A 24,823-nucleotide genomic window follows, 5' to 3' on the forward strand; every position below is an offset into this window, starting at 1 on the left:
TGAGAACACGGAAAGGCACTCATGACTATCGGCATCATCCTCGGAAGCATCCGCGACGGACGGGCGGGCGAATCGGTCGGCCGCTGGGTCACCGAGCAGTCGCAGAACCGCGAGTTCGACTACACCCTCATCGACCTCAAGGAGTTCGACGTCCCCCTGATGACGTCGGCGACTGTCCCGATGGCGGCGAACAAGCAGTACGACGACGAGCGTGTCAACCGCTGGTCCGAGGCCATTGACGCCTGTGAGGGTTTTGTCTTTGTCACCCCGGAGTACAACCACAGCGTCCCCGGCGCGTTCAAGAACGCCTTCGACTCCCTCGGCGCGGAGTGGGCGAAGAAGCCCGTCGCTTTCGTCGGCTACGGTGCCGCGGGCGGCGTGCGCGCGGTCGAGGCCTGGCGTCTGGCCACCGCCAACTTCTCCATGCCGGATGTGCGCAACCAGCTCGACCTCAACCTCTTCACCGAGTTCGGTGCCGGGGGGTTCGAGCCGACCGAGCGCCGCGTCGACGCGTTGAAGGCGGTCTTCGAGGAGCTCGAGGACCTGGTCCGCCGCTACCGCTGACGCAAGTGGATCTCGTTCTGGGCCTTCTGCAGGCCCACCTCGGTAATCAGGCGGGCAGCCTCGGCCGCCTCGGCTGACATGGGCTTATCGACGCCCCCGAGCACGTAGTCCGGTACCGGGACACCGGCGGGGGGCCGACCGATCCCGATCCGCACCCGGAGGTAGTCGCGGGTGCCCAGGTGCTCGGTGATGGACTTCAGCCCGTTGTGGCCGTTCTCGTTGCCCCCGGCCTTCAGGCGCACGGTCCCGGCGGGCAGATCCAATTCGTCGTGGATGACCACCACGTGGTCGGCTGGGATCTCCAGGGCCCGGGCCAGCGCGCCAACGGCCTCGCCCGAAAGGTTCATGAAGGTCATCGGCCTGACCAGCAAGACGTCACCCAGCGTGGCGGTCTCCGCCCGGTACTCCGGGCGATGGGACCAGTCGGCGTCGTAGTCGTCCACCGCGAGAAACCCGACGTTGTGCCGGGTGGACTCGTACTTCGGGCCGGGGTTGCCCAGGCCGACGATGAGCCAGGAGGCGTCCGGCAGGGAGGGGCGGGGACGGAAGAATCTGGGAAACGAAAACACGGCTCAAGTCTGACATAGAGTCGGCCACATGAGTGTTGTCACCGAACTTTCCGTCCCCATCATCGCCGCGCCCATGGCGGGCGGGCCGAGCACCTCCGAACTCGCCCGGGCGGTGTCGCAGGCCGGAGGGCTGGGGTTTCTCGGCACCGGGACGATGAGCGCCGAGGAGGCCGCGACGCAGATGGCCTCCTGCGCGGGCACCCGGGTCGGCGTCAACCTTTTCGCACCGCAGGAACCTCTCGCCTCCGTGGACGAGGTGTGGGATTTTGTGCGGGAGGTGGGAGTGGACGTCGATAAGCTCCCGAACATCGACTACACCTTCGGGTGGGACGCCAAGTTGGCGGCGGTTATTAGTCATCGGCCAGCGGTGGCCAGCACCATGTTCGGCCCGTTCAGCCGCGCGGAGGTGGACCGGCTGCACGACGCCGGGATCGAGGCGTGGGTCACCGTCACCACCCCCGACGACGCGGCGACGGCGGAGCGCCTCGGCGTGGACGCGGTCATCGTCCAGGGGCCCGAGGCGGGCGGGCACCGCGGGACGTGGGACGTCGCGGTGGAACCGGACTGGCGGCCGCTGACCGAGCTGCTGGACGCGGTCAAGGTCGGAGTTCCCGTGATCGCCGCCGGAGGAGTGACGGAGAAGAACATCGGGCGCATCCTCGAGAAGGCCGACGCCGTTTCCTGCGGCTCCGCGTTTCTCCTGGCGGAGGAAGCGGGCACCTCAGAGGCCAACCGTGAGTTGCTCAGAAAGGGCGGCGAGTCGGTGAGTACACGTGCCTTCTCGGGGAGATATGCCCGGGGCCTGGCCACGGAGTTCACCCGCACCCACGACGTCGCGCCGATCTACCCCTGGGTCAACCCGCTGCTCAAACCCCGGCGTTCGGAGCCGGACTTCGCCTACTGCCTCGCCGGCCTGGAATGGGCGCGGGAGACCGAGCCTGCCGCGGACATCGTCCGTCGACTGAGCGCCGCGAGATAAAACTATTTTGCGATCGAATGCTTCTGCTTCATAATGAGATAGCTCACACTTCTTGGACACGTCGACGAACCACTCCTTAGCGCGGCCGGCCGACGAGCCCGACTCACACGTCCCGTCAGCAAAAGGAGCCCGCCATGTCCACACCCGCCGGAAAGGATCTGCCCGTCGCCGATCTCGTCGCCGACAGCCCGCAGATCGCCGTCAAAGGTCCGAAGAAGGACCGCACCCACTGGCTGTACATCTCCGTGATCATCGCCATCATTGCGGGCGTCGCCGTCGGGCTGCTCGCCCCGGAGACCGGCACCGACCTCAAGGTGCTGGGCACGATGTTCATCCAGCTCATCAAGATGATCATCGCCCCGGTGATCTTCTGCACCATCGTCCTCGGCATCGGCTCGGTGCGCTCGGCGGCCACGGTGGGCAAGGCGGGCGGCATCGCGCTGGCCTACTTCATCACCATGTCCACCTTCGCCTTGGGCGTGGGCCTCATCGTGGGCAACATCATCGAGCCGGGCGACGGCCTCAACATCGAGCCCGCGGCGGCCGGCGGTGCGGCGCACACCAACTCGGCGATCGCCATGATCCAGCACATCATCCCCGAGAGTTTCTTCAGCGCCTTCACCGGCTACGCCGTCGGCGAGGACGTCACCATGAAGGTCGACGTGCTGCAGGTGCTGTTCATTGCGGTGCTCGTCGGATTCGCCACGCAGGCGCTGGGCAAGGACGGCGAGCCGATCCTGCGCTTCGTCGCGGCGCTGCAGAAGCTCATCTTCAAGATCCTCAACTGGATCCTCTGGCTCGCCCCGATCGGCGCGTTCGGCGCCATGGCCGGCGTCGTCGGGCAGACCGGCCTGGACGCCGTCATCCAGCTGGGCATCCTCATCCTCGCGTTCTACCTCACCTGCATCATCTTCATCTTCGGCGTGCTGGGCGCGGTGCTGAAGATCTTCACCGGCCAGTCCATCTTCAAGCTGTGCCGCTACCTCAGCCGCGAGTTCCTGCTCATCTTCGCCACCTCCTCCTCCGAGTCTGCCCTGCCGAACCTCATGCGCAAGATGGAGCACCTGGGCGTGCACAAGTCGACGGTGGGCATCGTCGTGCCCACCGGTTACTCGTTCAACCTCGACGGCACGGCGATCTACCTGACCATGGCAGCGATCTTCATCTCCGACGCCATGAGCATGCCCATGGAACTCGGCGAGCAGATCGGCCTGCTGCTGTTCATGATGGTCGCGTCCAAGGGCGCGGCCGGCGTCTCCGGCGCGGGCATCGCGACGCTCACCGCGGGCCTGCAGGTGCACCGGCCGGACCTGGTCGACGGTGTCGGCATCCTCGTGGGCATCGACAAGTTCATGTCCGAGGCGCGTGCGCTGACCAACTTCGCCGGCAACTCCGTGGCCACGTTGCTCGTGGGCACGTGGACCAGGACCGTGGACAAGGAGCAGGTCGTGCGGGTGCTCAATGGGCAGGACCCCTACATCGAGACCGAGCTCGACGACGGCCACGGCAGCTTCCGCTCCGACCCGACCGTCGTGGACCCGGCGCACGAGCGCCTGCAGCCCACCCCGCAGATCAACGTGGACGCCTACACCGAGCGTTAGGCCAGGAAACGCTCCAGCTCATCCACCGCGTCCGCGCAGATGATGGGCAGCTCCGCCGCCTCGGACTTCGAGAACGGTTTGAGCACAAACGCCGCTGGGTCCATGCGCCCCGGCGGTCTTCCTATGCCGATGCTCAGCCGCTGGTAGTCCTTCGTGCCCAGGGACTTGGTCACCGACTTCAGGCCGTTGTGCCCGTGATCGCCGCCGCCCTGCCGCAGGCGCACAGCGGCGAAGTCGAGCTCGAGCTCGTCGTGAAGCACCACGATGTCCTTAACGGAAACGCCAAAATAACTGGCCAGCGCCTTAACGGGCCCACCGGAGAGGTTCATGAACTCTCGCGTGCGCGCGAGGATGACTTTCCTGGAACCCAGGCGGATCTCCGCGACCTCGGTGTTGGTGCGTTTGTGGGAGGAGAGCGAGGCGCGTGAGCGGTCGAGCATCTCTTCCAGGGCCATGACACCCACGTTGTGGCGGGTGGCGGCGTAGTTGGGGCCGGGGTTGCCCAGGGCCACGACAAGAACGGGGGAGTCAGTCACGCCGTTCATCCTCGCACACGGCCCGGAAAAGGGGAGTGCCCCGCCCCACGAGGGGACGGGGCACAGGCCGGAGAGGGGAACTAGTGCTCCTCGGTCTCCGAAGACTCCTCGGTGGCCTCGACCTCGGAGGGATCCTCCGGGGTGTCCTCGTCCTCGGCGATCTCGCCCTCTTCGCCTTCCTCGGGGACCTCGGCGACCTCCTCGAAGGTGACGTTGACGACCAGGTCCTCGGGCTCACCCACGAGGGTGACACCGGAGGGCAGGGTGACGTCGGCGGCGGTGATCTGCGCGCCGGGCTCCAGGCCCTCGACGTTGACCGTGAGCTCTTCCGGAATGTTGAGCACGTCGGCCTCGAGCAGCAGGGTGTCGGTCTCCTGCAGCAGCTGAGCGCCCGGGGCCACCTCGCCCTCGGTGACGACGGGGACGTCGACCTCGACCTTTTCGCCGCGCTTGATGGAGAGCAGGTCGATGTGGTCGATGTCGAAGGTCAGGACGTTCTGGTCGACGTGCTTGACCATCGCGAGGTGCTGCTGGCCGTCGATCTCGAGCTCGAGGACGGCGTTGGTGCCGTTGTTACGCACCAGTGCCTGCATCTCCAGCAGGTCGACGTGGAAGTGGATGTTCTCCGTGTTGTGGCCGTACAGCACGCCGGGCAGACGACGCTGGACGCGCAGGCGGCGGGACGGGCCCTTGCCGAATTCCTTGCGCTCGTCGGCCTTGATGATGGGGGTCTTTGCCATGAGATGGCTCCTTAGGTGATCGTGAAGTAATTACACGGTCGAGGGCCAAAAAATGGCCCGCGACCAACTCGAATGTCGACGAGTCATCGCAGGCTTTAAGTACTAAAGACAGTGATCGCGTCGATAACGGCTCATCCAGTTACGGACAGCCCTCGCCGAGACATCGAACAGACTAGCACCGATCCTGCGCTTTCAACCACTTGAGGGCCTCCCGGCGACTCAGCGCGCTGAGGTCGGTCTCCGCCACGTACCGGAGCACCCACTCGGGGTGGTGTTTGGACGCGTCGCGCAGCGCCCACCCGATGGCCTTGTCCAGGAAAAACTCCCCCGACCCCAGGTTCCTCCCGATGATCTCCCCGAGAAGATGCGTATCGACGCCCCTTCCCAGCTGATGGATGATCGCCACCCTCCGCACCCACAGGTTCTCGTCGACCGCCCACTCGCGCATGTCGCCCGGCTCCGCTACCGAACCAACCTTCCTGGCCACCAGGTCGACGGTGTCCCACCAGGATTTTGTGGTGAGGAACCTGCACAGCTGGGGGAGATCCGCGCGAGTCAGGGCCGCGCGGTTGATCGCGTCCCCCGCCACGTAGTGGAACTCCCGCTGCTCGTGGTGGTCCAGGAGCTGGAAGATGCCGTCCCAGTCGACCTCCCGGGGCAGCAGGCCCTTTGTCACGGCCCGGCGCGGCCCGGCCGGCACGCCGAGAAAGGGGAACTGCCCGCGCATGTAGGCGGACATGCCGGCGGCCTTCGCCGGGTCGGCCGCACCGGCCAGTGCCTTCTCTATTGCGGGGATGTCGAGCATGCGCACCACGCTAGTATGAGCGCTCATGAGTGAAAACACCGTCGATAAGCTGACGCACGACCAGATCTTCATCAACCTTCCCGTCGCCGACATTCAGGCCGCCATGTCCTTCTACTCGGCGCTGGGATGGGAGCTCAACCCCATGTTCTCCGACGAGCGCACCGCATCGTTCGTGGTCAGCGACCATCTGGTGGTCATGCTGCTGGAGACCGCACGGTTCCAGGAGTTCCACCAGCGCGAGACCTACGCCGCCGGGGGAGCGCGCGAGGTGCTCAACTGCCTGAGCGCGCGTTCGAAGGAGGACGTGGACGAGCTGCTGCGCCGGGTCGGCGATGGCGGCGGCACCGTCACCCGCCCGGCCGAGGAGCAGGGGCCGATGTACGGCGCGGCCTTCGACGACGTGGACGGCCACGGCTGGGAAGTCATGTGGATGGATCCGGCCGTCTTCGAGTGACCTGGGCACCCCTATAGGGGTGTCTTTTTTCTGCTCTTCTCGCAGGTGACGCGCGGTGTCCGAAAGGTTACCGGGTACCCGGGGTATCAAGTTTCCCCGCAGGTTAGTGTGGTTGGATACGATGAATCTCAGTACTTGAGACCCGTGTCACAGACACCCACCAGAAGGACGTGTTACCTCGTGAGCATTCTTGAACCCACCACCGACTACTACCAGGTGTTCGCCGACGTCACCGGCGACGACCTCAAGCACTGGGAGAACGCCCGTTCCTTTGAGAACGACGCCCTCCCGCGCATCAACGACGACTGGGAGAAAGGCAACTACCCGCTTGAGCTGGTCGCACGTCTCGCGGAGCTCGGCCTGCTCAACGACGGCGTCGAGGTCCCCGGCCAGGAGGCCATGTCCCCGCTGGCCGCCGGCCTGGTGAGCATGGAGATCTCGCGCATCGACGGCTCCATGGGCGTCGTCCTCGGAGTCCAGTCGGCGCTGTGCATGCGCGCCATCTCCTTCTTCGGATCCGACGAGCAGAAGCAGCAGTGGCTGCCCGACCTCGCCGCGGCCAAGAAGCTCGGCGCCTTCGCGCTGACCGAGCCCACCCACGGCTCCGACGCCGTCTCGCTGGAGACCACCGCGACCCGCGACGGCGACTCCTGGGTCCTCAACGGCGAGAAGCGCTGGATCGGCAACGGCTACAAGGGTGACATGACCGTCATCTGGGCGCGCATGGACGACGGCCAGGTCGGCGGCTTCATCGTGCCCCAGGACACCGAGGGCTACGCCTCCACCAACATCACCGGCAAGGTCTCCCTGCGTGCCATCCACCAGGCGCACATCACCCTGACCGACTGCCGCATCCCCGCCGAGAACAAACTCCCCGGTGCCAACACCTTCAAGGACACCTCCAAGATCCTCGAGGCCTCCCGCGGCGGCGTCTCCTGGTCCGCACTGGGCCACGCCATCTCCGCCTACGAGTCCGCCCTGGCGTACTCCAAGGAGCGCATCCAGTTCGGCAAGCCGCTCGCGCACCACCAGCTCATCCAGCAGCGCCTCACCGACATGCTCATCGACGTCACCAACATGGCGCTGCACTGCCGCCGGATCGCCGACCTCGACGCCGCCGGCGAGCTCGCCGGCCACCAGGCCGCGCTGACCAAGGTGCACAACACCCGCGCCGCCAAGCGCGTCGTCGCCAACGCCCGCGACATGCTCGGCGGCTCCGGCATCCTGCTCGAGAACAACGTCGTCCGTCACTTCGCCGACATGGAGGCGCTGCACACCTTCGAGGGCACCGACTCCGTCCAGAGCCTCATCATCGGCCGCGCGGTCACCGGCAAGGGCGCTTTCGCCTAACAGCTTCAGAAAGGTTCAACCTATGAGCAAGACCATCACCAAGGCCGCCGTCATCGGCGCCGGCTCCATGGGCGCCGGCATTGCCGCCCACCTGGCCAACTCCGGCTGCGAGGTCGTGCTTCTCGACGTCTCCACCGAGCTCGCCGAGAAGGGCCTCGAGCGCCAGCTCAAGTCCCGCGGTTTCCTGCACCCCGACTTCGCCAAGCGGGTACGCACGGGCACGATCGAGGACGACCTCAGCCTGCTCTCCGACGCCGAATGGATCGTCGAGGCCATCCTGGAGAACCCGAAGATCAAGCAGGACACCTACGCCAAGATCAACGAGGTCCGCGCCGAGGGATCCTTCCTCTCCTCGAACACCTCCACCATCCCGTTGGCCACGCTCACCGAGGGCATGACCCGCGAGCAGGCCGCCGACTTCGCCATCACCCATTTCTTCAACCCGCCGCGCGTTATGCCGCTCGTGGAGATCGTGCGCTCCGAGGCCATGTCGGACGAGCGCCTCGCCGACCTCAAGTCCATCGTCGAGGTGCAGCTGGGCAAGAGTGTCATCGACTGCCGCGACACCCCCGGCTTCGTGGCCAACCGCACCGGCAACTACTGGATGTCCGTCGGCGCCCAGACCGCACTCGACCGCGGGTTGGACATCGAGCTGGCGGACGCCGCCTTCGGCAAGCCCGTCGGCGTGCCGCGCACCGGTGTCTTCGGCCTGTTCGACTACATCGGCATTCAGATCGTCCCCTCCATCTGGGACAGCTTCCTGGGCACGCTGAGCAAGGATGACGCGTTCCAGAAGTACGACCTGCCGCGCGAGCGAGTCTTCGCCTGGCTCCTGGAGAACGGCTTCACCGGCCGCACCGGCCCGTCCGGCTTCTACCGCGGACGCGAGGAAGCCCTCGACCCCGAGACCCTCGAGTACCGCCCGCGCCGCGAGGTCACCGACCCCGTGGCCCAGGCCAAGAACATCTCCGAGGCCATCGCCGTGGACTCCGAGGGCGGCCGCTACGTCTGGGACGTCTTCGCCGAGACCCTGGAGTACTGCGCGGTCACCGCTCCGGAGATCGCCGACACGGTCGCCGACATCGACGGCGGATTTGTCCTGGGTTACTCCTGGAAGAAGGGCCCCTTCGCCCTCGCCGACGAGATCGGCATGGACACCCTGCTCGAGCGCTGGCGCGCGGACGGGCGCGAGGTTCCCGCGCTGCTCGAGGCCGCCGAGCGCGAGGGCGGCTTCTACCCGGCCGAGGGCAAGGTGCTCAGCTCCGAGGGTGAGGTCGTGGAGATCGCCCAGCGCGAGGACATCGTGCGGGTCGCCGACCTGGCCAAGGACGAGGACACCGTGGTGGCCTTCGAGAACGAGGGAGCCGTGCTGTACAAGCTCTCCGACGGGGTGGGTGTCTTCTCTTTGAAGACCCCCATGGGTGCCTTCGACGAGCACGCCCTCGCCGCCGTGGAGAAGGTCGCCGCCGACTACGAGTCCCTCGGCCTGACCGCCTTGGTGATCGCCAACGACAACCCCAAGGCGTTCTCCGCCGGCGCGTTCCTCCCGCTGCTCGCCGGCCGTTCCTCCGCCGGTGACGAGGAGGGTCTGCGTGAGGTCGTCCTCAGCGGCAACAAGGGCTTCCGCGGCCTGTCCGAGGCATCGATCCCCGTGGTCTCCGCCGCGCGCGGCGTCGCCCTCGGTGGCGGCGCGGAGATGCTCGTGCACTCCGACCGGGTAGTCGCCCACGCGGAGACCAGCATCGGTTTCCCGGAGCGTCTGGTCGGCCTGTACCCCGCCTGGGGCGGCGCGACCACGATCCTCGCCCGCGCCGTCGCGGCCGGCGTGGAGAACCCGCACCAGGTGGCCTTCGACATCATCATGGACGGCAAGCCCGTGGAGAACGCCTACCGTGCCTCCGAGCGCTTCCTGCTGCAGGACGACGATGTCATCGTCATGAACAGCGACCTGGTTCTCGCCCGGGCGCTGGAGGAGGCCCGCGCGATGGTGGGCAACTACACCGCGCAGACCCCGACCACGGTGCCGCTGTATTCTCCCGGCGCCGAGCCGCTGAACAAGGCGTGGCTGGGAGATGACGTGGCCGAGGCGGACCGTCGCATCGGTGCCGAGCTCGCGGATCTCTATACTGGTGTGAGCGAGATCTCATCCGACGAGTTGGAGGCGCAGGAAGTGGACGCCGGTGTGCGTCTGCTGCTGCACCCCAAGAACGTCGCTCGCGCCCAGCACATGGAGAAGTACCGCCGCCCGCTGAAGGACTCCTAGAAGAAAGAAGCCCGCCTGTGCCCATCGCCAGCCCCCGCCAGGACATCCAGATCCCCGAGGTATCAGTCCCCGAGCTGATCTTCGGCAACATCTCGGAGGAGGACGAGGGCCGCGTGGCCATCGTCGACTCCGGGTCGAAAATCACCTTCGGTGAACTCCGCGATGACGTGGAGAAGTTCGCCGGGGCGCTGGCCGCGCGGGGGGTGGGCAAGGGCGACGTGGTCGCGCTGCACTGCCCGAACTCGACGACCTTCGCCGTCGCCTTCTTCGGCATCCTGCGCCTGGGTGCGATCTGCACGACCATCGGCACGATGGCCACCGACGAGGACATCGCCAAGCTGCTCACGGCCTCCGGTGCCAGGATGCTGCTGACCACCTCCTCCATCGGATGGGCGGGCGCGGTCGGTGCGGGCAAGGCCGGGCTCTCAGGAGATGCCGTCGTGGGCCTCACCGGCGTCAACGGTATCGCCGCGCTCATGGCTGAGGGCCACGAGGCACCCGAGGTGGAGATCGATCCCTCGGATATCGCCGTCATCCCGTTCTCCTCGGGAACCACCGGCCTGCCCAAGGGGGTCATGCTCTCGCACAGGAACCTCGTGGCCAACATCGTGCAGATGGTCGACGCCACCGACGAGGTGGTGGACAAGACCACCACGTTCGCCACGGTCCTGCCCTTCTTCCACATCTACGGCATGACCGCGCTGCTCAACCACTGTCTCTACCGCCGCTGCACGCAGTTCACCTTCGCCAAGTTCGAGCTCCCCGAGTTCCTCTTTGTTCTCCAGGAGGAGAAGATCGACTTCGCGTTCATCGCGCCGCCCATCGCGGTGGCGCTGGCGAAGCATCCCATCGTGGACCAGTTCGACCTGTCCTCGCTCAAACACGTTCTCTCCGGGGCGGCGTCGCTTCAGCGGGAGCTGGCGGGCGCCGTCGAGAAGCGCATCGGGTGTGAGGTCGCCCAGGGTTTCGGCATGACCGAGAGCTCGCCGGTGACCCACGTGCGCATCAGCGACGGGCTGCCGCTGGACTCCGTGGGCCGGCTGGTGGCCAACACGTCGATGAAGCTTGTCGACGTCTCCGACGACGAGTTGCGCGAGATCGGCGTCCCCAAATCCGGGCGCTCTGCCGCGGGCGAGCTCTGGCTCAAGGGCCCGCAGGTCATGGTCGGCTACCTCAACAACCCGGAGGCCACGCAGGAGACGCTTGTCGACGGCTGGCTGCGCACCGGTGACATGGCCGAGTACGACGCGGACACCAACGTCTACATCGTCGACCGGCTGAAGGAGCTGATCAAGTACAAGGGTTACCAGGTACCGCCGGCCGAGCTGGAGAGTGTCCTGCTCTCGCACCCGGACATCGCGGACGCCGCGTGTGTCGGCGTGATCCGCGAGCACGACGGGGAGGAGATCCCCAAGGCGTTTGTCGTGCTCCGCGAGGGTGCCTCGTTGAGCGCGGAGGAGGTCATGGACTACGTGGAGGACCGGGTGGCGCCGTACAAGAAGGTGCGTGCCGTGGAGTTCGTGGGTTCCATCCCCAAGTCGGCCACGGGCAAGATCCTGCGCCGCGACCTGCGCGGATAACAAAAAAGAACCCCACCTGCTGGTGGGGTTCTTTTTTGGTTTCTTAGGCTTCGCCCTCGAAGAGGGTGGTGACGGAGCCGTTCTCGAAGATCTCGTTGATCGTGCGGGCGAGCAGCGGCGCGATGGAGAGCACGGTGAGGTTGGGCCAGTTCTCCGTGGACTGCGGCAGCGTGTCCGTGGTGATGACTTCCTCGGCACCGCACTCGGAGAGGCGTTCCCGGGCGGGGCCGGAGAACACGCCGTGGGTGCAGGCGATGATGACGTCCTTGGCGCCCGCCTCCTTGAGCACCCGGACGGCACCGGCGATGGTTCCGCCGGTGTCGATCATGTCGTCGAGCAGCACGCAGTTGAGGCCCTCGACGTCACCGACGACGCGGTTGGCGGTGACCTTGTTCGCCTCGTCCACGCTGCGGGTCTTGTGCACGAACGCCATGGGTGCGTCGCCCAGGGCGTTGGCCCACTTCTCGGCGGTCTTCACTCGTCCGGCGTCGGGGGAGACGACGACGATGTTGTCCAGGGAGTACTTGGACTTGATGTAGTCCGTGAGGATGGGCATGGCGTGCATGTGGTCGACGGGGCCGTCGAAGAAACCCTGGATCTGATCGGTGTGCAGGTCGACCGAGACGATGCGGTCCGCGCCCGCGGTGGTGAGCAGGTCCGCGATGAGGCGGGCGGAGATGGGCTCGCGGCCACGGTGCTTCTTGTCCTGGCGGGCGTAGGGGTAGAAGGGCAGGATCGCGGTGATGCGCTTGGCGGAGCCACGCTTGAGCGCGTCGATCATGATGAGCTGCTCCATGACCCACTTGTTCAGCGGCTGGGTGTGGGACTGCAGGACGAAGCAGTCGGCGCCACGGACGGACTCCTCGAAGCGGACGAAGATCTCGCCGTTGGCGAAGTCACGTGCGCTCATGGGCACGAGTTCGATGCCCAGCTCGGAAGCGACGGCTTCACCGAGTTCGGGGTTCGCCCGCCCGGAGAAGAGCATCATGTTCTTGTGGCTCTCGGACCATTGACCGGTCATGTTCTACTTGCCTTCCTTTTCACGGGCGCGCCTGGCGGCCTCCGCTGCGGGAGTACCGGGGCGCTTTTTCTCGACCCAACCTTCGATGACGCGCTGTCGGCCTTCCTTGATGGCCAGCGCGCCCGCCGGCACGTCGTCGGTGACAACTGTACCGGCCCCCGTGTACGCCCCGTCGCCCACGGCCACCGGAGCGACGAACATGGTGTCCGAGCCGGTACGGACGTGGTCACCGATGGTGGTGTGGTGTTTGTTCACGCCGTCGTAGTTGACGAAGACACTCGACGCGCCGATGTTCGATCCCTCGCCCACGGTGGCGTCGCCGATGTAGGTCAGGTGAGGGACCTTGGATCCCTGGCCGATGGTGGCGTTCTTCGCCTCGACGAAGGCGCCGAGCTTGCCGCCGCCGCCGAGGATCGTGCCCGGGCGGATGTAGGTGAATGGTCCGACGGTGGCGTCGGCACCGATGGTGGAGCGCTCGCCGTGGGTGCGGATGACCGAGGCGCCGCGCCCGACGGTCATGTCCGTCAGCGTGGAGTCCGGGCCGATGACAGCCCCGTCGCCGATGGTCGTCGCCCCCCAGAGCTGGGTGCCTGGGTGGATGGTGACGTCCTGGCCGATGCGCACGTTGACGCCGATCCAGGTGGTCTCCGGGTCGATGACCGTGGCACCGCCCAGCATGGCCGCCTCCACGGTGCGGCGGTTGAGTTCCCGGCCGGCCTCGGCGAGCTGGATGCGGTTGTTCACTCCGGCGAGCTCACCCGCGTCGGCGGCGACATGCGCGTGCACGGTGTGGCCGTCGGTGCGGGCGATGCCCAGCACGTCGGTGATGTAGAGCTCGCCCTGCGCGTTGTTGGTGTCCAGGCGGGTCAGCGCCTCGCGGAGGATGCGGCCGTCGAAGGCGAAGACACCCGAGTTGACCTCGGTGATCTGCTTCTCGGCGTCGCTGGCGTCCTTCTGCTCGACGATGGAGGTGACGTTGCCGTCGGTGTCACGCACGATGCGGCCGTATCCGGTGGGATCGTCCAGCTCCAGAGACAGAACGGTGACGGCGGCGGAGGCGTCGGTATGGGCGTCGAAAAGTGCCTGAATCGTCTCGGGGCGCAGCAGCGGGACGTCGGCGTTGGTGACGATGACCGTCCCGTCGTAGTCCCTGATCGGGGTCAGGCCCGCGGCCACGGCGTCGCCGGTGCCGTTCTGCTGCTCCTGCACGGCCTGCAGCACCTCGCGGTCCAGCTCCTCGGCGATCTTCTCGACGGCCGGTGCCACCTGGTCGCGCTGGTGACCCACGACCGCGACGATGTGCTCCGGGTCGATGCCGTTCGCGGCGTGCAGCGAGTGGGAGAGCAGTGTGCGCCCGCCGATCGAATGCAGGGTCTTCTGCGTGGTGGACTTCATGCGGGTGCCGGCGCCGGCGGCCAGGACGATTACGGCGCAGGGGGTGCGTAGGGACACGGTTCTCCTAGGAGATCTTCGGTTAAGTCCGCCCCAGCATAACGCGCGGCTACTGCCGGGCCGAGACTTCCGGCAGCCGGGACGCCCCGAGAACCCCCGCGAATCCGACCGCGGCGAGGAAGATCAGCGCTGCCGAGGCGCCGAAGCTGGCGATGGCGCCGGAGATCACGCCGGTCACCAGCAGGATCATCCCCATGAAGGTGTTTGCCGCGCCCGTGTACCGGGTGCGCTGGTCGTCCTCGGCCATGTCCACCACGTAGGTCTTGCGCGCCACGCGGATCGCCGTGTGGGCCAGCTGGATGAGGAAGAACCCCAGGGGGAGGGTCCACGGTACCGACGGGGCGAGGGCGACCACGGCGACGATCACCAGGGACGCCACCGCGGCGCCGACGGACATGACCTGTTTGGAGGAGCGGTCCGACCAGATTCCGGAGATCTGACCGCCCACGAGCGACGCGGCCGCCGAGGCCACCACGAACAGACCCAGCCCGGTGAGGTCGTGGCCGAGCTCCTGGCTGAGCAGGACGATGAAGGAGGTCGACAGCGCGGAGACCAGCATGAGCGAGCGCACCAGGACAAAACGGCGGAAGGGGGCGTCGTCGGTGAACAGCGACCACGTCTCGCTCCACCAGCTCGAGTCCTGCTCCGTGGTCGCGGACTCCGGCTCCACGATGCCCGTGAAACTCGCCGCTCCCACGGCCCAGGCGCCCGCGCCGGTGAAGAGCAGGGCGGCCCGCGCCCATTGCGGCAGATCGGAGACCATGGAGAGGCCCAGTCCCGCGGCGAGCGCGACCCCGCCGGTGAGCGCGGTGGCCCGGCCCTGGATGCGGCCGCGGTGTCCCTTGGAGATCGTCCTTCCCTGCACGTCCTTGGAGGCGATCGACGCCAGCGCGCGGAAGAGAGCGAGGACGGTGAGCGCCACGATGACCGCCGCGCCGAGGGCAACCCCGCGGAGCAGCAGAGCACTCACGGCGATGGCTGCGGCCGCCGCGGCCTGGCCCAGCGCGCCGATGATCCACACACGCTTGCGCGAGCGGCGCGTGACCACCCAGGAGGCCAGCGCGGCCTGCGGAAGCATGGAGCCCGATTCGCGAACGGGCACGAGCAGGGCGGAGAAGAACGCGGGGACACCGGCCGAGCTGAGGATCCACGGCAGCACCGTCTTGGCGGAGACAAACTCGTCGCCCACCCCCTGCAGTCCGTTGGCGAGCACGAACAACCGGCCGTTGCGGGTCTCGTGGGGCTGGGGCGGGTTCATGAAGCAGAAGCCTACGCCCTAGAATAGAACGGGAATTCATGGAGAAAAGAGGCGTGTGAAATGGGCACTTTCGGCAGACGGGCATTCATCAGGGGAGCGGTGGTCCTGCTCGGATCCGCGGCGCTGGCATCGTGCACCCGTCCGGAGCAGCCCGAACCCGCGGGACAGGACTCGGAGCCCCGCGCGCTGCCGATTCCTCCCGTGCTCGAGGGCTCGCTGGTCGACGGCGTGCGGGTGTTTGACCTGTCCGCACAGGCGGGTGCTGCCGAGCTGTTGGCCGGTGTGAGCACCCCCACCTGGGGTTTCAACGGCCCACACATGGGGCCGACCCTGCTCATGCGCCGCGGCGAGCAGGTGCGGATGCAGGTCACCAACGACCTCGACGAGATGACCGCGGTGCACTGGCACGGCATGAAACTCCCCGCCAAGGCCGACGGCGGCCCGCACTCGCCGATCGAACCAGGCGACACCTGGACCGCGGAATTCACCGTCGATCAACCCGCCGCGACGCTCTGGTACCACCCGCACCCGCACATGAAGACCGCGCTGCACTGCTACCGCGGCCTCGCCGGAGCGCTGCTTATCGACGACCCCGTCACCGATTCCCTGGCGCTGCCGCACGCCTACGGCGTGGACGACATCCCCGTGGTCATCACCGACCAGAAGTTCACCGAGGACGGTCACCTCGACGAAGTCATCGACCCCGACCTCGGCCTCATGGGAACCACCCCGCTCATCAACGGCCAGGCCAACGTGAAACTCGACGCGCAGGCCCGTCGGCTGCGCCTGCGGGTGCTCAACGGCGCGGGCATGCGTTTCTACAATGTGGCCTTCTCCGACGGTCGGCCGTTCTCGATCGTCGCCACCGACTCCGGGCTGCTCAGCGAACCCGTGGAGGTGGAGTACGCCCTGCTCGGTCCCGCCGAACGCGTGGAGATCATCGTCGACCTCGAGCCCGGCGAGGAGGTCACCCTGCGATCCGAGCCACTGAGCGGGAACTTCGGCATCCCCGAGGGCAACGACAAGGCCCCGGACTTCGGGTTCCAGCACAGCTTCGACCTGCTGGCCATCACCGGGCCGGAGGGTGGCGACGCACCGGGCGAGCTGCCGGCGAAGTTGGATCCCGCAGCTGCTGCCGTGCCCTCCGTCGACCGCGCGCCGGAGCGGGAGTTCCTGCTCAACACCTTCCAGATCAACGGGTTGACCATGGACATGGAGCGTGTCGACGTGGAGATCGACCACGACGGCCCCGAGGTGTGGGCGGTGACCAACGAGAACCCCGACTGGCCCCACAACTTCCACATCCATGACGCACGCTTCCGCGTCCTCGAGCTCACCGGCACCGATGTGGCGCAGGTGGGAACGTACGGCTGGAAAGACACCGTCGCCATCCCGCCCGGGGCCACCGTGCGCCTGGCCGTGGAGTTCGGGCACTTCCCCGACCCGACGATCCCGTACATGTACCACTGCCACATGCTGCTGCACGAGGATCAGGGGATGATGGGCCAGTTCGTCATCGTCGAACCTGGCGAAGGAGCGGAGCTCGGACACATGGGGCATCACTGAGTCAGGCGGCGTCCCCGTCCCAGTAGTCCTCATCCTGGTCCCAGAGGTCGACCGGCCCGTGCAGCGCGAGCAGCTCGGGGGTGGGTGTGACGCCCGCGTCGGTGACCAGCGCGTGCCATGTGCCGTTTATCCAGTGGTAGACGAACGGGCTGAACTGCTGAGCGGAGTTGAGGAACGTGCCCACGGTGACCTCCATCATCGGCAGCAGGCTCGCGATCTTTGTCGCCGGGACGATGATGCAGTGTGTGCGGTCGGGGACCGAGACGAAATAGCCGTGTGCGCAGCGGGGTAGCTTCACCGCACGTGCGCAGTCGTCGATGTACAGCGCGACGGACGTGGTCTGTCTACCGCCGTGGAGCAGCACCCCGCCGAGTTCACGCACGACCGTGAGCCCGCGCGCGTAGGCGCGGACCCTCGCGCGTGCGGCGCGGTCCATGTCCTCCTCGGCGGCGTGGGCGATCAATTTCTCCGGAGGCATGACAGCGAGGGTGTCCTCGCGGGCCAGCGCCCAGGCGGTCACCAGCCCGGGTGCAAGTGGCTGCGGATTCTGAACGCCGGGGAGCACGTCCTCCGGGTAGATCAGCCGGGTGACGCTGCCGAGGACCTCCCGGCGATCCAGGGTGTCCACTTCTGCGGGCAGCTCCGTGATGCTTCGCGTCAGAGCACCGACAAACTGGTCGATGACCTCGTGGTGGTAGGGCTCGGCGACCTCCTCGAGCATGCCCAGGAGCGTCTCGATGTTCATCAGCGTGCCTGTCCCCGGGTCGAGGACCAGCTGAGTGTCGGTGACAAAGCGGGCATCGGGGAAAGCGTGAAGACGTTCCAGGATCAATTTCTGAATGTTGTGGATGAGCGGTGGCATGGAAAAGCTCCCCGAGGTCTGGTGAAAGGTGGTTGCTTTCTTAGACCGGGGGAGCGGTGGGGAGGTTCCCTACGGGTTGGGGTAGCTCTGGCAGCCGACTCCGTTGCCGTCGGAATCATGGTCCGGGACATAGAAACCGTCTCCCGGGTAGGTTTTGTGCCCGATCTCCGCACAGGTCAGGCCGCCACCGGTCGAGGGGTTCGGCGCTGGAGCTGGCGCGGGTGCCGGTGCGAGTTCGGGTTCGGGTGCCGGGGCCGGCGCAGGTTCGGGCTCGGGCGCGGGGGCGGGCTCGCGCGAAGTTTCCAGAAATCCGTGCTGCTGGGCAGGAGACGGAGAGGATTCGGGCTCGTCACCGACGGGTGGGGTGGGTTCGTTGTTTTCCCCGGCCTCAGTTTCGGTGGCTGTGGTGGTCGTGGATGCGGTTGAACTGGGTGGAGTTGTGGTGGATGTCGTCGACTTAGACGGGGACGCTGATGTGCTGGTTACCGTCGTGATCGCCGAGGCAGGACCTGGGTCAACCTCAGGCGTGGCCGGCATGAGCAGCGCACTGACGACGATCGCCACGAGCGCAGCGGGGACGACAAATTTCCACCGGCGGTTTCGCTTCGGCGCGAAAAGGTATAGAGCACCAAGCGCGATGAATATCAGGCCGAAAAGAAACATGCCGAGAAATGGGCCCTCGAATAGTGCAGTGAGGAGACAGAGGACACCCCAGGCAACCGACAGCCAGGCAAGGACTTTTTTCCATAAGGGGCGTGTTTCTTCGACCTCGGCCGGTGTCGCGGAGGTCTCCCACGGATTTACCCCGGTTGGTTCCCCGCTGCTAAATGGGTTCGTCATGACGTTCTGCTTTCTGGAAGGACTCATTCCCCGGCGCGAGGATCTATTTGAGTCAGGGCAATTGAGATAGCCATGATGTTATGCGTTTGCCCCTTTCTCGCATGCGGCGGCCCAGGAATGGGAAGGGCTCCTTGCAGCCTCACATTTCGGAGCCCGCACGAGAAATGTTGCGCAATCGCGGGTCTAGTACTGGTGGTTTTCGACCCAGCTCACAGACTCACAAAGCTCCGCGTCAGTGATGTAGCCGGCCTGACAACCGTCGAGAGTTTGGATCTCCCCGGACGTGGGATTGGGTTGGCCCTGATCATTGGTGCCGTAGCCACACACCGCTGCAGCGCAGGTGCCGCCGTCGGCATAGGGGATCTGTGCGAGGCGCTGTTGTTCCTGGAATTCAGCAAGCTCCTGGGCAGAGTCCACGGCTCCGAGCGTGCACGTGGAGGGGTCCCATGTGTAGGAATCCGTCCCCCGACACCTGTAGCCATTTCCAGGACCCGCGGGAGTTTGGGCGACGGTCGCCGTCTCGGGTTCGGCGGACTGTACGGGTTCCTGTTCCACGGGTGTTTCCACTTCCGTGGGTTCCTCGGAGGTTGGACTGCTTGAGGAGGTGGTCACCGCGGACATGGTGGTTGTCGCTGGCAGAGACGTGGGGGTCGGCGTGGGGTCGTCGCTGTTTGCACTGCAGGAAGAGAGGCCGAACGCAAGGAGTGCGACGCCGACGAGGCGGTTGAACCGATTCATTTGGGGATGTCTTTCAGTTAGGTCTAGCCGACAGATGGGGAGCAGGCGCCGCTGGTTTCAGTTACCTAGGTCATGGTGCCCCGGCCGCGAACCGAGTTTCTGTCCAGGAAGTTAGATTGCCGGTCCGTAGTCCTCTGGACTGAACTCTCCGTCATCGCAAAGGGCCGCATCGGTGGCAAAACCACCATTCGGACACTCGACGACACCCTTCTACGTGATCCCCTCCTGGTAACAGGTATCGGAGTAGCCGTATGTGCCGTCCGTCATCAACGCTTGGCCAGGGCGGTCGCCGCTGAGGCATTGGGAAACTTGTGGAGAAGCCGTTGTGGGGGCAACAGGCTCGGGCGCAGGTACCGCGGTAGCGGGCAGTTCGGTGAGCGAGGGTGACTGTTCACTGCTCGCCTCGACGGGCGTTGATAACGCGCTGCCAGGCAGCGACGCTGACGAGGAGACGCTCGTCGGCTGGGGCTCTACTGGCGGGTCTTTTCTATCGTCATCGCAGGCAACCAGGGTGAGGACGAGAACGACCGCGCTGGAGAGGTGAGCGAGCCTCTTCATCGGGGAGGCTACTTCACCTTCCAGCCGGTGCCGCAGGACTGGCACAGGCCCATCCGCTCGTTCTTGAACTTGTGGTTGGAACCTCCCTTGGACTTCTTCCAGACAAGGTTGGACGTGCCAAAAGTCACCAACGCGGTAGAGGTTCGGAGCATGTTGTTTGTGTGCCCTCCGAGTCCATTCCCCTTGTGCGACGACTTGCCCCCGCTCTGAACGAAGTCGATGCGGATGTTCTCGCTCTTGCACTTGGGGCAGTTCATAGGTTTCTTCTTTCCGGGGAACCTCGCCGGGCGGCGAGGAAAACTGAGCTAGAGGCATTGTGGTGGACGCTAGCGGGACTGTGCGGAACTTTGGAAAGGCTTGGCCTCAACCGAGTCAGCACAATTTATATATCCGGCGAAGAATTTTCATTACATAATTTGCTTGATCAGTAAGGGGAAATCCCAGTCGGATTGTCTGACCTGTGAGAATAGAATCTCAGATTCCACTCTTCGGGATCCGACTTAACTGGATCCGCGCAGTGATCAATTCGAAAATGACGTTGCTTTCGGCGCACATTGCTGGAGAATCCCGTCGAGCCGCCGCACGCGGGGCAAAGGTGGGCGTGCGCGGCGCAAACGCAATCACTCCGTAGGAAACCCCCAAAAAATGCTTCCCCACCAGGACTCGAACCTAGAATGACGGTACCAAAAACCGTAGTGTTGCCGATTACACCATGGGGAACTGCACACGAGCGGTGCCTCACGATCATAAATGATCCTGAGCCCGGTTAGGCTATTGGGCATGGGTCGACAGAGGATGTCCGGGAAAGAGCGTCGTGAGCAGTTGATCAGCATCGGCAGGGCGACGTTCTCGGAGAAGGGCTTCGACGGGACCAGCGTCGAGGAGGTCGCTGCCCGGGCGGGGGTCTCCAAGCCGGTCGTCTACGAGCACTTCGGGGGCAAGGAGGGGCTCTACGCGGTCATCGTCGACCGGGAGCTCCTGCGGCTGGAGGCGCTGATCACGGGGGCGATCGGCACGGGCAGGTGGCGCGATCAGATCGAGAGCGCCTGCGTCGCATTGCTCACGTACGTGGAGGAGGAGACCGACGGGTTTGTCATCCTCGTGCGGGATTCGGCGCAGGGGGAGCAGGGCCGTAACTACGGCACGTTGTTCAACAGTGCGGTGTCCACGGTGTCGCGTGCGTTGGGCAGTGCGTTCGAGCATCGGGGATTAGATTCCGGGGTGGTGGACATCTATGCTCAGGCGCTTGTCGGCATGGTCACCGCCACTGCGCAGTGGTGGTTGGACGTGCGCGAGCCGGACAAGCAGACGGTGGCGGCGCACATCGTCAACCTGTGCTGGAACGGCCTGTCCGGCCTGCAGGAGACCCCGAAGCTGCGTCAGTATGCCGAAGAAACTAAGACTGAAGACCCCCTGGAGGACAAGTAAGTGACCACCCCGATGCTCGCCGGACTGCTGCACACGATCTCCAGTGACCCGGCGCTGAAGGGGCTGACCAAGGCTGTCGGCGACAAGCGGCTCCACCTCACCGCGATCACGCAGGCCCGCCCCTGGGCGCTGGCCACCCTGGCCACGCAGGCGCCGGTCCTCGTGGTCACCGCCACCGGGCGGGAGGCGGAGGATCTCGCCGCCGAGCTCAGCGCGATGCTGGGTGACAGCGTCGGCCTCTTCCCCTCCTGGGAGACCCTGCCCCACGAGCGCCTGTCCCCGGGTGCGGACATCGTGGGCCGGCGCGCGAAAATCCTCAATCACCTGCAGGATTACCGGGTCGTGGTCACCGCGGCGCGTGGCCTGAGCCAGCCGGTGCTGGAGCAGGCAGCGGGTCGCAAGCCCGTCATCCTCAAGGAGGGCGCGGAGTTCGATTTCTCCGAGCTCACCGAGGAGCTGGTCTTCCGCGCCTACAGCCACGTCGACATGGTGGCCAAGCGTGGCGAGTTCGCAGTGCGCGGCGGCATCCTCGACGTCTTCCCCACCACCCACGACCTGCCGGTCCGCGTGGAGTTCTGGGGCGATGAGATCACCGAGATGCGCCAGTTCTCCGTCGCCGACCAGCGCGCCATCCCCGAGGTCGAGACCGGCGCCGTCGAGGTGTACCCGGCCAGGGAATTGCTTGTCGACGACCGCGTGGCCGCCCGTGCCCGCGAACTGCTGGTCAAACACCCCGGGAACCCGGCGCTGGTGGAGCTGCTCACCAAGGTGGGGGAGCGGACCTCGGCGGAGGGCATGGAGGCACTGATTCCCGTGCTCACGGACACGCGCATGGTGACCGTCGATACGCTCATGGCGCACGGGACCCACACTGTCATCATCGACCCGGAGAAGGTGCGCCGGCGTATCGCCGACCTGGAGGCGACGGACACGGAGTTCCTCGAGGCCGGCTGGGAGGCCGCGGCGATGGGTGCGACTGGGCCGGTTGTCGTCGAGGGGCTCGACGTTTCCGCGTCGTCCTACCGTTCCTACGAGTCGCTCGAGGCGGGCGCGCCGGGTCCGTGGTGGACCGTGGCCGCGCCGGGCATGTTCGAGTCCGAGGAGACGGCGACGCTGCCGCTGGACTACCAGTCCGGGCCGACTCCGCGTGGCGATCTCAAGGAGATCGAGGCCATGATGGCCACCCTGAAGGTGCACGTCAACGACGGCGGACGCGCGGCGTTTGTCGCCCCCACCGAGGCCGCGATCAAACGCATGACCGAACGTTTCCGGGAGAACGGTATCCCGGTGAAGGTCGCCACGCCGGGCTGGCAGCCGTCGACAGGCGAAATCACCCTCTACGAGGCCCTGTCCCACGCGGGGCTGATGTTCCCTCGGATCCCGCTGGTGGTCATCACCGAGACGGATCTCACGGGCAACCGCGTCGGCGACGTCGCCGGGGCCAAGCGCAAGCCCGCCAAGCGGCGCAACAAGGTCGACCCGCTCGCGCTGCAGACCGGGGATTTTGTCGTGCATGAGACACACGGCATCGGCAAGTTCCTCAAGATGGCCGAGCGCGAGATCCACGCCGGCGACGAGACCAGCCGGCGCGAGTACATCGTGCTGGAGTACGCCGCCAGCAAACGCGGGCAGCCCGCCGACCAGCTCTGGGTGCCCATGGAGTCGCTGGACCTGCTGAGCAAGTACACCGGCGGTGAGTCCCCGACCCTGTCCAAGATGGGCGGATCCGACTGGAAGAACACCAAGAAGAAGGCTCGCTCCGCGGTGCGCGAGATCGCCGCCGAGCTTGTCGAGCTCTACGCCAAACGCCACTCCGCGGTCGGTCACCAGTTCGCGCCCGACACCCCCTGGCAGCGGGAGATGGAGGACCGGTTCCCGTTCATCGAGACGGAGGATCAGATGGCCGCGATCGAGGCCATCAAGGAGGACATGGAGTCCACCGTGCCCATGGACCGGGTCATCGTCGGCGACGTTGGCTACGGCAAGACCGAGGTCGCCGTGCGCGCCGCGTTCAAAGCGGTGCAGGACGGGATGCAGGTCGCCGTGCTCGTGCCCACCACCCTGCTGGCGCAGCAGCACTACAACACGTTCTCCCAGCGCATGGACGGTTTCGGCCTGGAGATCGCCGAGCTTTCGCGGTTCACCTCGACGGCCGAGGCGAAGAAGATCCTCGCCGGGCTTGCCGACGGCTCCGTCGACATCGTGGTCGGCACCCACCGCCTCCTGCAGACCGGTGTGCAGTGGAAGAACCTCGGCCTCATCGTCGTGGATGAGGAGCAGCGCTTCGGCGTCGAACACAAGGAGCACATCAAGGCGCTGCGCTCGAACGTGGACATCCTCACCATGAGTGCCACCCCGATCCCGCGCACCCTGGAGATGAGCATGTCGGGCATCCGCGAGATGACCACCATGCTCACCCCGCCCGAGGACCGCCACCCCATCCTCACCTACGTCGGCGCGTACGAGGACAAGCAGGTCGCCGCGGCCATCAGGCGGGAGTTGCTTCGCGACGGTCAGGTGTTCTTCATCCACAACAAAGTCGCGGACATCGACTCGAAGGCCCGGGAACTGCGTGATCTCGTCCCCGAGGCGCGTGTCGTGGTCGCGCACGGGCAGATGGGGGAGGAGCAGCTCGAGGGCACCGTCCAGGGGTTCTGGAACCGTGACTATGACGTGCTCGTGTGCACCACCATCGTCGAGACGGGCCTGGACATCGCCAACGCCAACACCCTCATCGTGGAGAACGCCCACCACATGGGCCTGTCGCAGCTGCACCAGCTGCGCGGGCGCGTCGGCCGTTCCCGCGAACGCGGTTACGCCTACTTCCTCTACCCCAAGGGCACGACGCTGACGGAGACCTCCTACGACCGGCTGGCCACCATCGCGCAGAACAACGACCTCGGCGCGGGCATGGCCGTGGCCATGAAGGACCTGGAGATGCGCGGCGCGGGCAACGTGCTCGGCGCCCAGCAGTCCGGCCACATCGCCGGGGTGGGGTTCGACCTCTACGTTCGCCTCGTCGGCGAGGCCGTGGAAACCTTCAAGGCGATGGCGCGCGGAGAGGTCCTCGATGCCACCGACCAGGGCCCCAAGGAGATCCGCATCGATCTTCCCGTCGACGCCCACATCCCCGAGGAGTACATCAACTCCGAACGACTGCGCCTGGAGATCTACCGCAAGATCGCCGAGTCCAAGAACGAGGACGACCTCGGTGCCGTGGTCGACGAGATGGTCGACCGCTACGGCCCCGTCCCCAGGGAAGTGCTCAGCCTGCTCAGCGTGGCCCGGCTGCGCCACCTCGCCCGGGCGGTGGGCATCTCCGACGTGCTGGTGCAGGGCACCCGCATCAAGATCCACCCCGCAGAGCTGCCGGACTCCAAGCAGGTGCGCCTCAAGCGCCTCTTCCCGGGCGCGACCTACCGCGCCGCGGCCCAGGCCGTGCAGGTGCCCTTCCCCAAGGCCGGGCGCGGCGCCGGGCAGCAGAACCTGCGCGACGCCGACCTGCTGCAGTGGGTGGCGGACTTCCTCTCGCAGATGTTTGACGCCCCGAAGATTGCAGTCTCCGGGGCGTCGACCGAGGCCACGAAGATGGTCTCGGTCAGCGAGTGATCTGACTATTCGCCCTGCTGGTTGGTGTGGCAGCCCGGGCACTGCTGGGT

Annotated in this window: 21 protein-coding genes; 10 read left to right on the top strand and 11 right to left on the bottom strand. The window is 66.2% G+C overall.

Features of this window, described 5'->3' with window-relative positions:
• Positions 1-21 precede the first annotated feature (21 nt).
• Positions 22-564 carry an NADPH-dependent FMN reductase gene (locus CDOO_RS04440; protein ID WP_018021874.1) on the top strand — a complete coding sequence of 181 codons (543 nt, stop codon included), beginning with the start codon at positions 22-24 and terminating at the stop codon, positions 562-564.
• Here the strand turns inward: CDOO_RS04440 and pth (CDOO_RS04445) are convergent.
• A complete protein-coding gene (gene pth / locus CDOO_RS04445) occupies positions 555-1,133 on the bottom strand; it encodes an aminoacyl-tRNA hydrolase (RefSeq protein ID WP_018021873.1) in 579 nt (192 codons plus the stop codon). The two genes, CDOO_RS04440 and pth (CDOO_RS04445), sit on opposite strands and share 10 nt — an antisense overlap.
• A gap of 28 nt (positions 1,134-1,161) precedes the next feature.
• Here pth (CDOO_RS04445) and CDOO_RS04450 point away from each other — a divergent pair, with 28 nt between their 5' ends.
• Positions 1,162-2,112: a nitronate monooxygenase gene (locus CDOO_RS04450; RefSeq protein ID WP_018021872.1), complete on the top strand. Its 951-nt coding sequence runs from the start codon at positions 1,162-1,164 to the stop codon at positions 2,110-2,112.
• 134 nt (positions 2,113-2,246) lie between these two features.
• Positions 2,247-3,713: a C4-dicarboxylate transporter DctA gene (locus CDOO_RS04455; RefSeq protein WP_018021871.1), complete on the top strand. Its 1,467-nt coding sequence runs from the start codon at positions 2,247-2,249 to the stop codon at positions 3,711-3,713.
• Here CDOO_RS04455 and pth (CDOO_RS04460) read toward each other — a convergent pair.
• The 3 genes from pth (CDOO_RS04460) to CDOO_RS04470 all read right to left on the bottom strand — a co-directional run bounded on the left by pth (CDOO_RS04460) (position 3,710) and on the right by CDOO_RS04470 (position 5,821).
• Positions 3,710-4,258: an aminoacyl-tRNA hydrolase gene (gene pth / locus CDOO_RS04460; protein ID WP_018021870.1), complete on the bottom strand. Its 549-nt coding sequence runs from the start codon at positions 4,256-4,258 to the stop codon at positions 3,710-3,712. The genes CDOO_RS04455 and pth (CDOO_RS04460) overlap by 4 nt on opposite strands.
• A 71-nt stretch (positions 4,259-4,329) precedes the next feature.
• Positions 4,330-4,989, bottom strand: coding sequence for a 50S ribosomal protein L25/general stress protein Ctc (locus CDOO_RS04465; RefSeq protein ID WP_018021869.1), 660 nt, complete (start codon positions 4,987-4,989; stop codon positions 4,330-4,332).
• A 172-nt stretch (positions 4,990-5,161) separates the two neighbouring features.
• Positions 5,162-5,821 (bottom strand): DNA alkylation repair protein, encoded by a 660-nt coding sequence (locus CDOO_RS04470; RefSeq protein WP_018021868.1) that lies wholly within the window; start codon positions 5,819-5,821, stop codon positions 5,162-5,164.
• On the opposite strand from CDOO_RS04470, the gene CDOO_RS04475 reads away from it, so the two are divergent.
• The 4 genes from CDOO_RS04475 to CDOO_RS04490 all read left to right on the top strand — a co-directional run bounded on the left by CDOO_RS04475 (position 5,820) and on the right by CDOO_RS04490 (position 11,441).
• Positions 5,820-6,248, top strand: a complete 429-nt coding sequence (locus CDOO_RS04475; protein ID WP_018021867.1) for a VOC family protein — start codon at positions 5,820-5,822, stop codon at positions 6,246-6,248. The genes CDOO_RS04470 and CDOO_RS04475 overlap by 2 nt on opposite strands.
• A gap of 180 nt (positions 6,249-6,428) precedes the next feature.
• Positions 6,429-7,598 (top strand): acyl-CoA dehydrogenase family protein, encoded by a 1,170-nt coding sequence (locus CDOO_RS04480; RefSeq protein ID WP_018021866.1) that lies wholly within the window; start codon positions 6,429-6,431, stop codon positions 7,596-7,598.
• A 22-nt stretch (positions 7,599-7,620) separates the two neighbouring features.
• Entirely contained in the window at positions 7,621-9,861 is a 2,241-nt protein-coding gene (locus CDOO_RS04485; protein WP_018021865.1) for a 3-hydroxyacyl-CoA dehydrogenase/enoyl-CoA hydratase family protein, read from the top strand.
• Positions 9,862-9,878: 17 nt separating this feature from the next.
• Complete coding sequence (locus tag CDOO_RS04490; RefSeq protein WP_018021864.1) at positions 9,879-11,441, top strand: AMP-binding protein; 1,563 nt, start codon at positions 9,879-9,881, stop codon at positions 11,439-11,441.
• 43 nt (positions 11,442-11,484) lie between these two features.
• Here CDOO_RS04490 and CDOO_RS04495 read toward each other — a convergent pair whose 3' ends face one another.
• From CDOO_RS04495 to CDOO_RS04505, 3 genes are all read right to left on the bottom strand, one after another.
• Positions 11,485-12,462, bottom strand: a complete 978-nt coding sequence (locus CDOO_RS04495; RefSeq protein ID WP_018021863.1) for a ribose-phosphate diphosphokinase — start codon at positions 12,460-12,462, stop codon at positions 11,485-11,487.
• 3 nt (positions 12,463-12,465) lie between these two features.
• Entirely contained in the window at positions 12,466-13,857 is a 1,392-nt protein-coding gene (glmU, locus tag CDOO_RS04500) for a bifunctional UDP-N-acetylglucosamine diphosphorylase/glucosamine-1-phosphate N-acetyltransferase GlmU (RefSeq protein ID WP_051064047.1), read from the bottom strand.
• Positions 13,858-13,963: 106 nt separating this feature from the next.
• Positions 13,964-15,172 (bottom strand): MFS transporter, encoded by a 1,209-nt coding sequence (locus CDOO_RS04505; RefSeq protein WP_018021861.1) that lies wholly within the window; start codon positions 15,170-15,172, stop codon positions 13,964-13,966.
• Between the two features lie 60 nt (positions 15,173-15,232).
• Here CDOO_RS04505 and CDOO_RS04510 point away from each other — a divergent pair, with 60 nt between their 5' ends.
• Positions 15,233-16,738, top strand: a complete 1,506-nt coding sequence (locus CDOO_RS04510; protein WP_018021860.1) for a multicopper oxidase family protein — start codon at positions 15,233-15,235, stop codon at positions 16,736-16,738.
• 1 nt (position 16,739) lies between these two features.
• On the opposite strand, the gene CDOO_RS04515 is transcribed toward CDOO_RS04510, so the two are convergent.
• The 4 genes from CDOO_RS04515 to CDOO_RS13890 form a co-directional block, all read right to left on the bottom strand.
• Positions 16,740-17,600 (bottom strand): hypothetical protein, encoded by an 861-nt coding sequence (locus tag CDOO_RS04515; protein WP_018021859.1) that lies wholly within the window; start codon positions 17,598-17,600, stop codon positions 16,740-16,742.
• Between the two features lie 69 nt (positions 17,601-17,669).
• Positions 17,670-18,440, bottom strand: coding sequence for a YihY/virulence factor BrkB family protein (locus CDOO_RS14275; RefSeq protein ID WP_155861330.1), 771 nt, complete (start codon positions 18,438-18,440; stop codon positions 17,670-17,672).
• Between the two features lie 183 nt (positions 18,441-18,623).
• Positions 18,624-19,178, bottom strand: coding sequence for a hypothetical protein (locus CDOO_RS04520; RefSeq protein WP_018021858.1), 555 nt, complete (start codon positions 19,176-19,178; stop codon positions 18,624-18,626).
• A gap of 566 nt (positions 19,179-19,744) precedes the next feature.
• The gene (locus CDOO_RS13890; protein ID WP_155861329.1) at positions 19,745-19,888 is read right to left on the bottom strand and encodes a hypothetical protein; all 144 of its coding nucleotides are present in this window, start codon (positions 19,886-19,888) and stop codon (positions 19,745-19,747) included.
• 628 nt (positions 19,889-20,516) lie between these two features.
• Between CDOO_RS13890 and CDOO_RS04530 the strand changes: the two genes are divergently transcribed.
• Entirely contained in the window at positions 20,517-21,164 is a 648-nt protein-coding gene (locus CDOO_RS04530; RefSeq protein WP_051064045.1) for a TetR/AcrR family transcriptional regulator, read from the top strand.
• 12 nt (positions 21,165-21,176) lie between these two features.
• The gene (gene mfd / locus CDOO_RS04535) at positions 21,177-24,773 is read left to right on the top strand and encodes a transcription-repair coupling factor (RefSeq protein WP_026159343.1); all 3,597 of its coding nucleotides are present in this window, start codon (positions 21,177-21,179) and stop codon (positions 24,771-24,773) included.
• Positions 24,774-24,823: the final 50 nt, after the last annotated feature.

It is taken from the genome of Corynebacterium doosanense CAU 212 = DSM 45436, assembly GCF_000767055.1.
Taxonomy (GTDB): Bacteria; Actinomycetota; Actinomycetes; order Mycobacteriales; family Mycobacteriaceae; genus Corynebacterium; species Corynebacterium doosanense.

What these genes read in the sequence shown, in the direction of transcription:
- CDOO_RS13890 (WP_155861329.1), bottom strand. Translation starts at nt 19,888, where the DNA reads ATGCTCCGAACCTCTACCGCGTTGGTGACTTTTGGCACGTCCAACCTT.
- CDOO_RS04530 (WP_051064045.1), top strand. Translation starts at nt 20,517, where the DNA reads ATGGGTCGACAGAGGATGTCCGGGAAAGAGCGTCGTGAGCAGTTGATC.
- CDOO_RS04520 (WP_018021858.1), bottom strand. Translation starts at nt 19,178, where the DNA reads ATGAATCGGTTCAACCGCCTCGTCGGCGTCGCACTCCTTGCGTTCGGC.
- CDOO_RS04440 (WP_018021874.1), top strand. Translation starts at nt 22, where the DNA reads ATGACTATCGGCATCATCCTCGGAAGCATCCGCGACGGACGGGCGGGC.
- CDOO_RS04455 (WP_018021871.1), top strand. Translation starts at nt 2,247, where the DNA reads ATGTCCACACCCGCCGGAAAGGATCTGCCCGTCGCCGATCTCGTCGCC.
- CDOO_RS04505 (WP_018021861.1), bottom strand. Translation starts at nt 15,172, where the DNA reads ATGAACCCGCCCCAGCCCCACGAGACCCGCAACGGCCGGTTGTTCGTG.
- CDOO_RS04465 (WP_018021869.1), bottom strand. Translation starts at nt 4,989, where the DNA reads ATGGCAAAGACCCCCATCATCAAGGCCGACGAGCGCAAGGAATTCGGC.
- CDOO_RS04495 (WP_018021863.1), bottom strand. Translation starts at nt 12,462, where the DNA reads ATGACCGGTCAATGGTCCGAGAGCCACAAGAACATGATGCTCTTCTCC.
- mfd (WP_026159343.1), top strand. Translation starts at nt 21,177, where the DNA reads ATGCTCGCCGGACTGCTGCACACGATCTCCAGTGACCCGGCGCTGAAG.
- CDOO_RS04485 (WP_018021865.1), top strand. Translation starts at nt 7,621, where the DNA reads ATGAGCAAGACCATCACCAAGGCCGCCGTCATCGGCGCCGGCTCCATG.
- CDOO_RS14275 (WP_155861330.1), bottom strand. Translation starts at nt 18,440, where the DNA reads ATGACGAACCCATTTAGCAGCGGGGAACCAACCGGGGTAAATCCGTGG.
- CDOO_RS04510 (WP_018021860.1), top strand. Translation starts at nt 15,233, where the DNA reads ATGGGCACTTTCGGCAGACGGGCATTCATCAGGGGAGCGGTGGTCCTG.
- glmU (WP_051064047.1), bottom strand. Translation starts at nt 13,857, where the DNA reads ATGAAGTCCACCACGCAGAAGACCCTGCATTCGATCGGCGGGCGCACA.
- CDOO_RS04475 (WP_018021867.1), top strand. Translation starts at nt 5,820, where the DNA reads ATGAGTGAAAACACCGTCGATAAGCTGACGCACGACCAGATCTTCATC.
- CDOO_RS04470 (WP_018021868.1), bottom strand. Translation starts at nt 5,821, where the DNA reads ATGAGCGCTCATACTAGCGTGGTGCGCATGCTCGACATCCCCGCAATA.
- CDOO_RS04515 (WP_018021859.1), bottom strand. Translation starts at nt 17,600, where the DNA reads ATGCCACCGCTCATCCACAACATTCAGAAATTGATCCTGGAACGTCTT.
- CDOO_RS04450 (WP_018021872.1), top strand. Translation starts at nt 1,162, where the DNA reads ATGAGTGTTGTCACCGAACTTTCCGTCCCCATCATCGCCGCGCCCATG.
- pth (WP_018021870.1), bottom strand. Translation starts at nt 4,258, where the DNA reads ATGAACGGCGTGACTGACTCCCCCGTTCTTGTCGTGGCCCTGGGCAAC.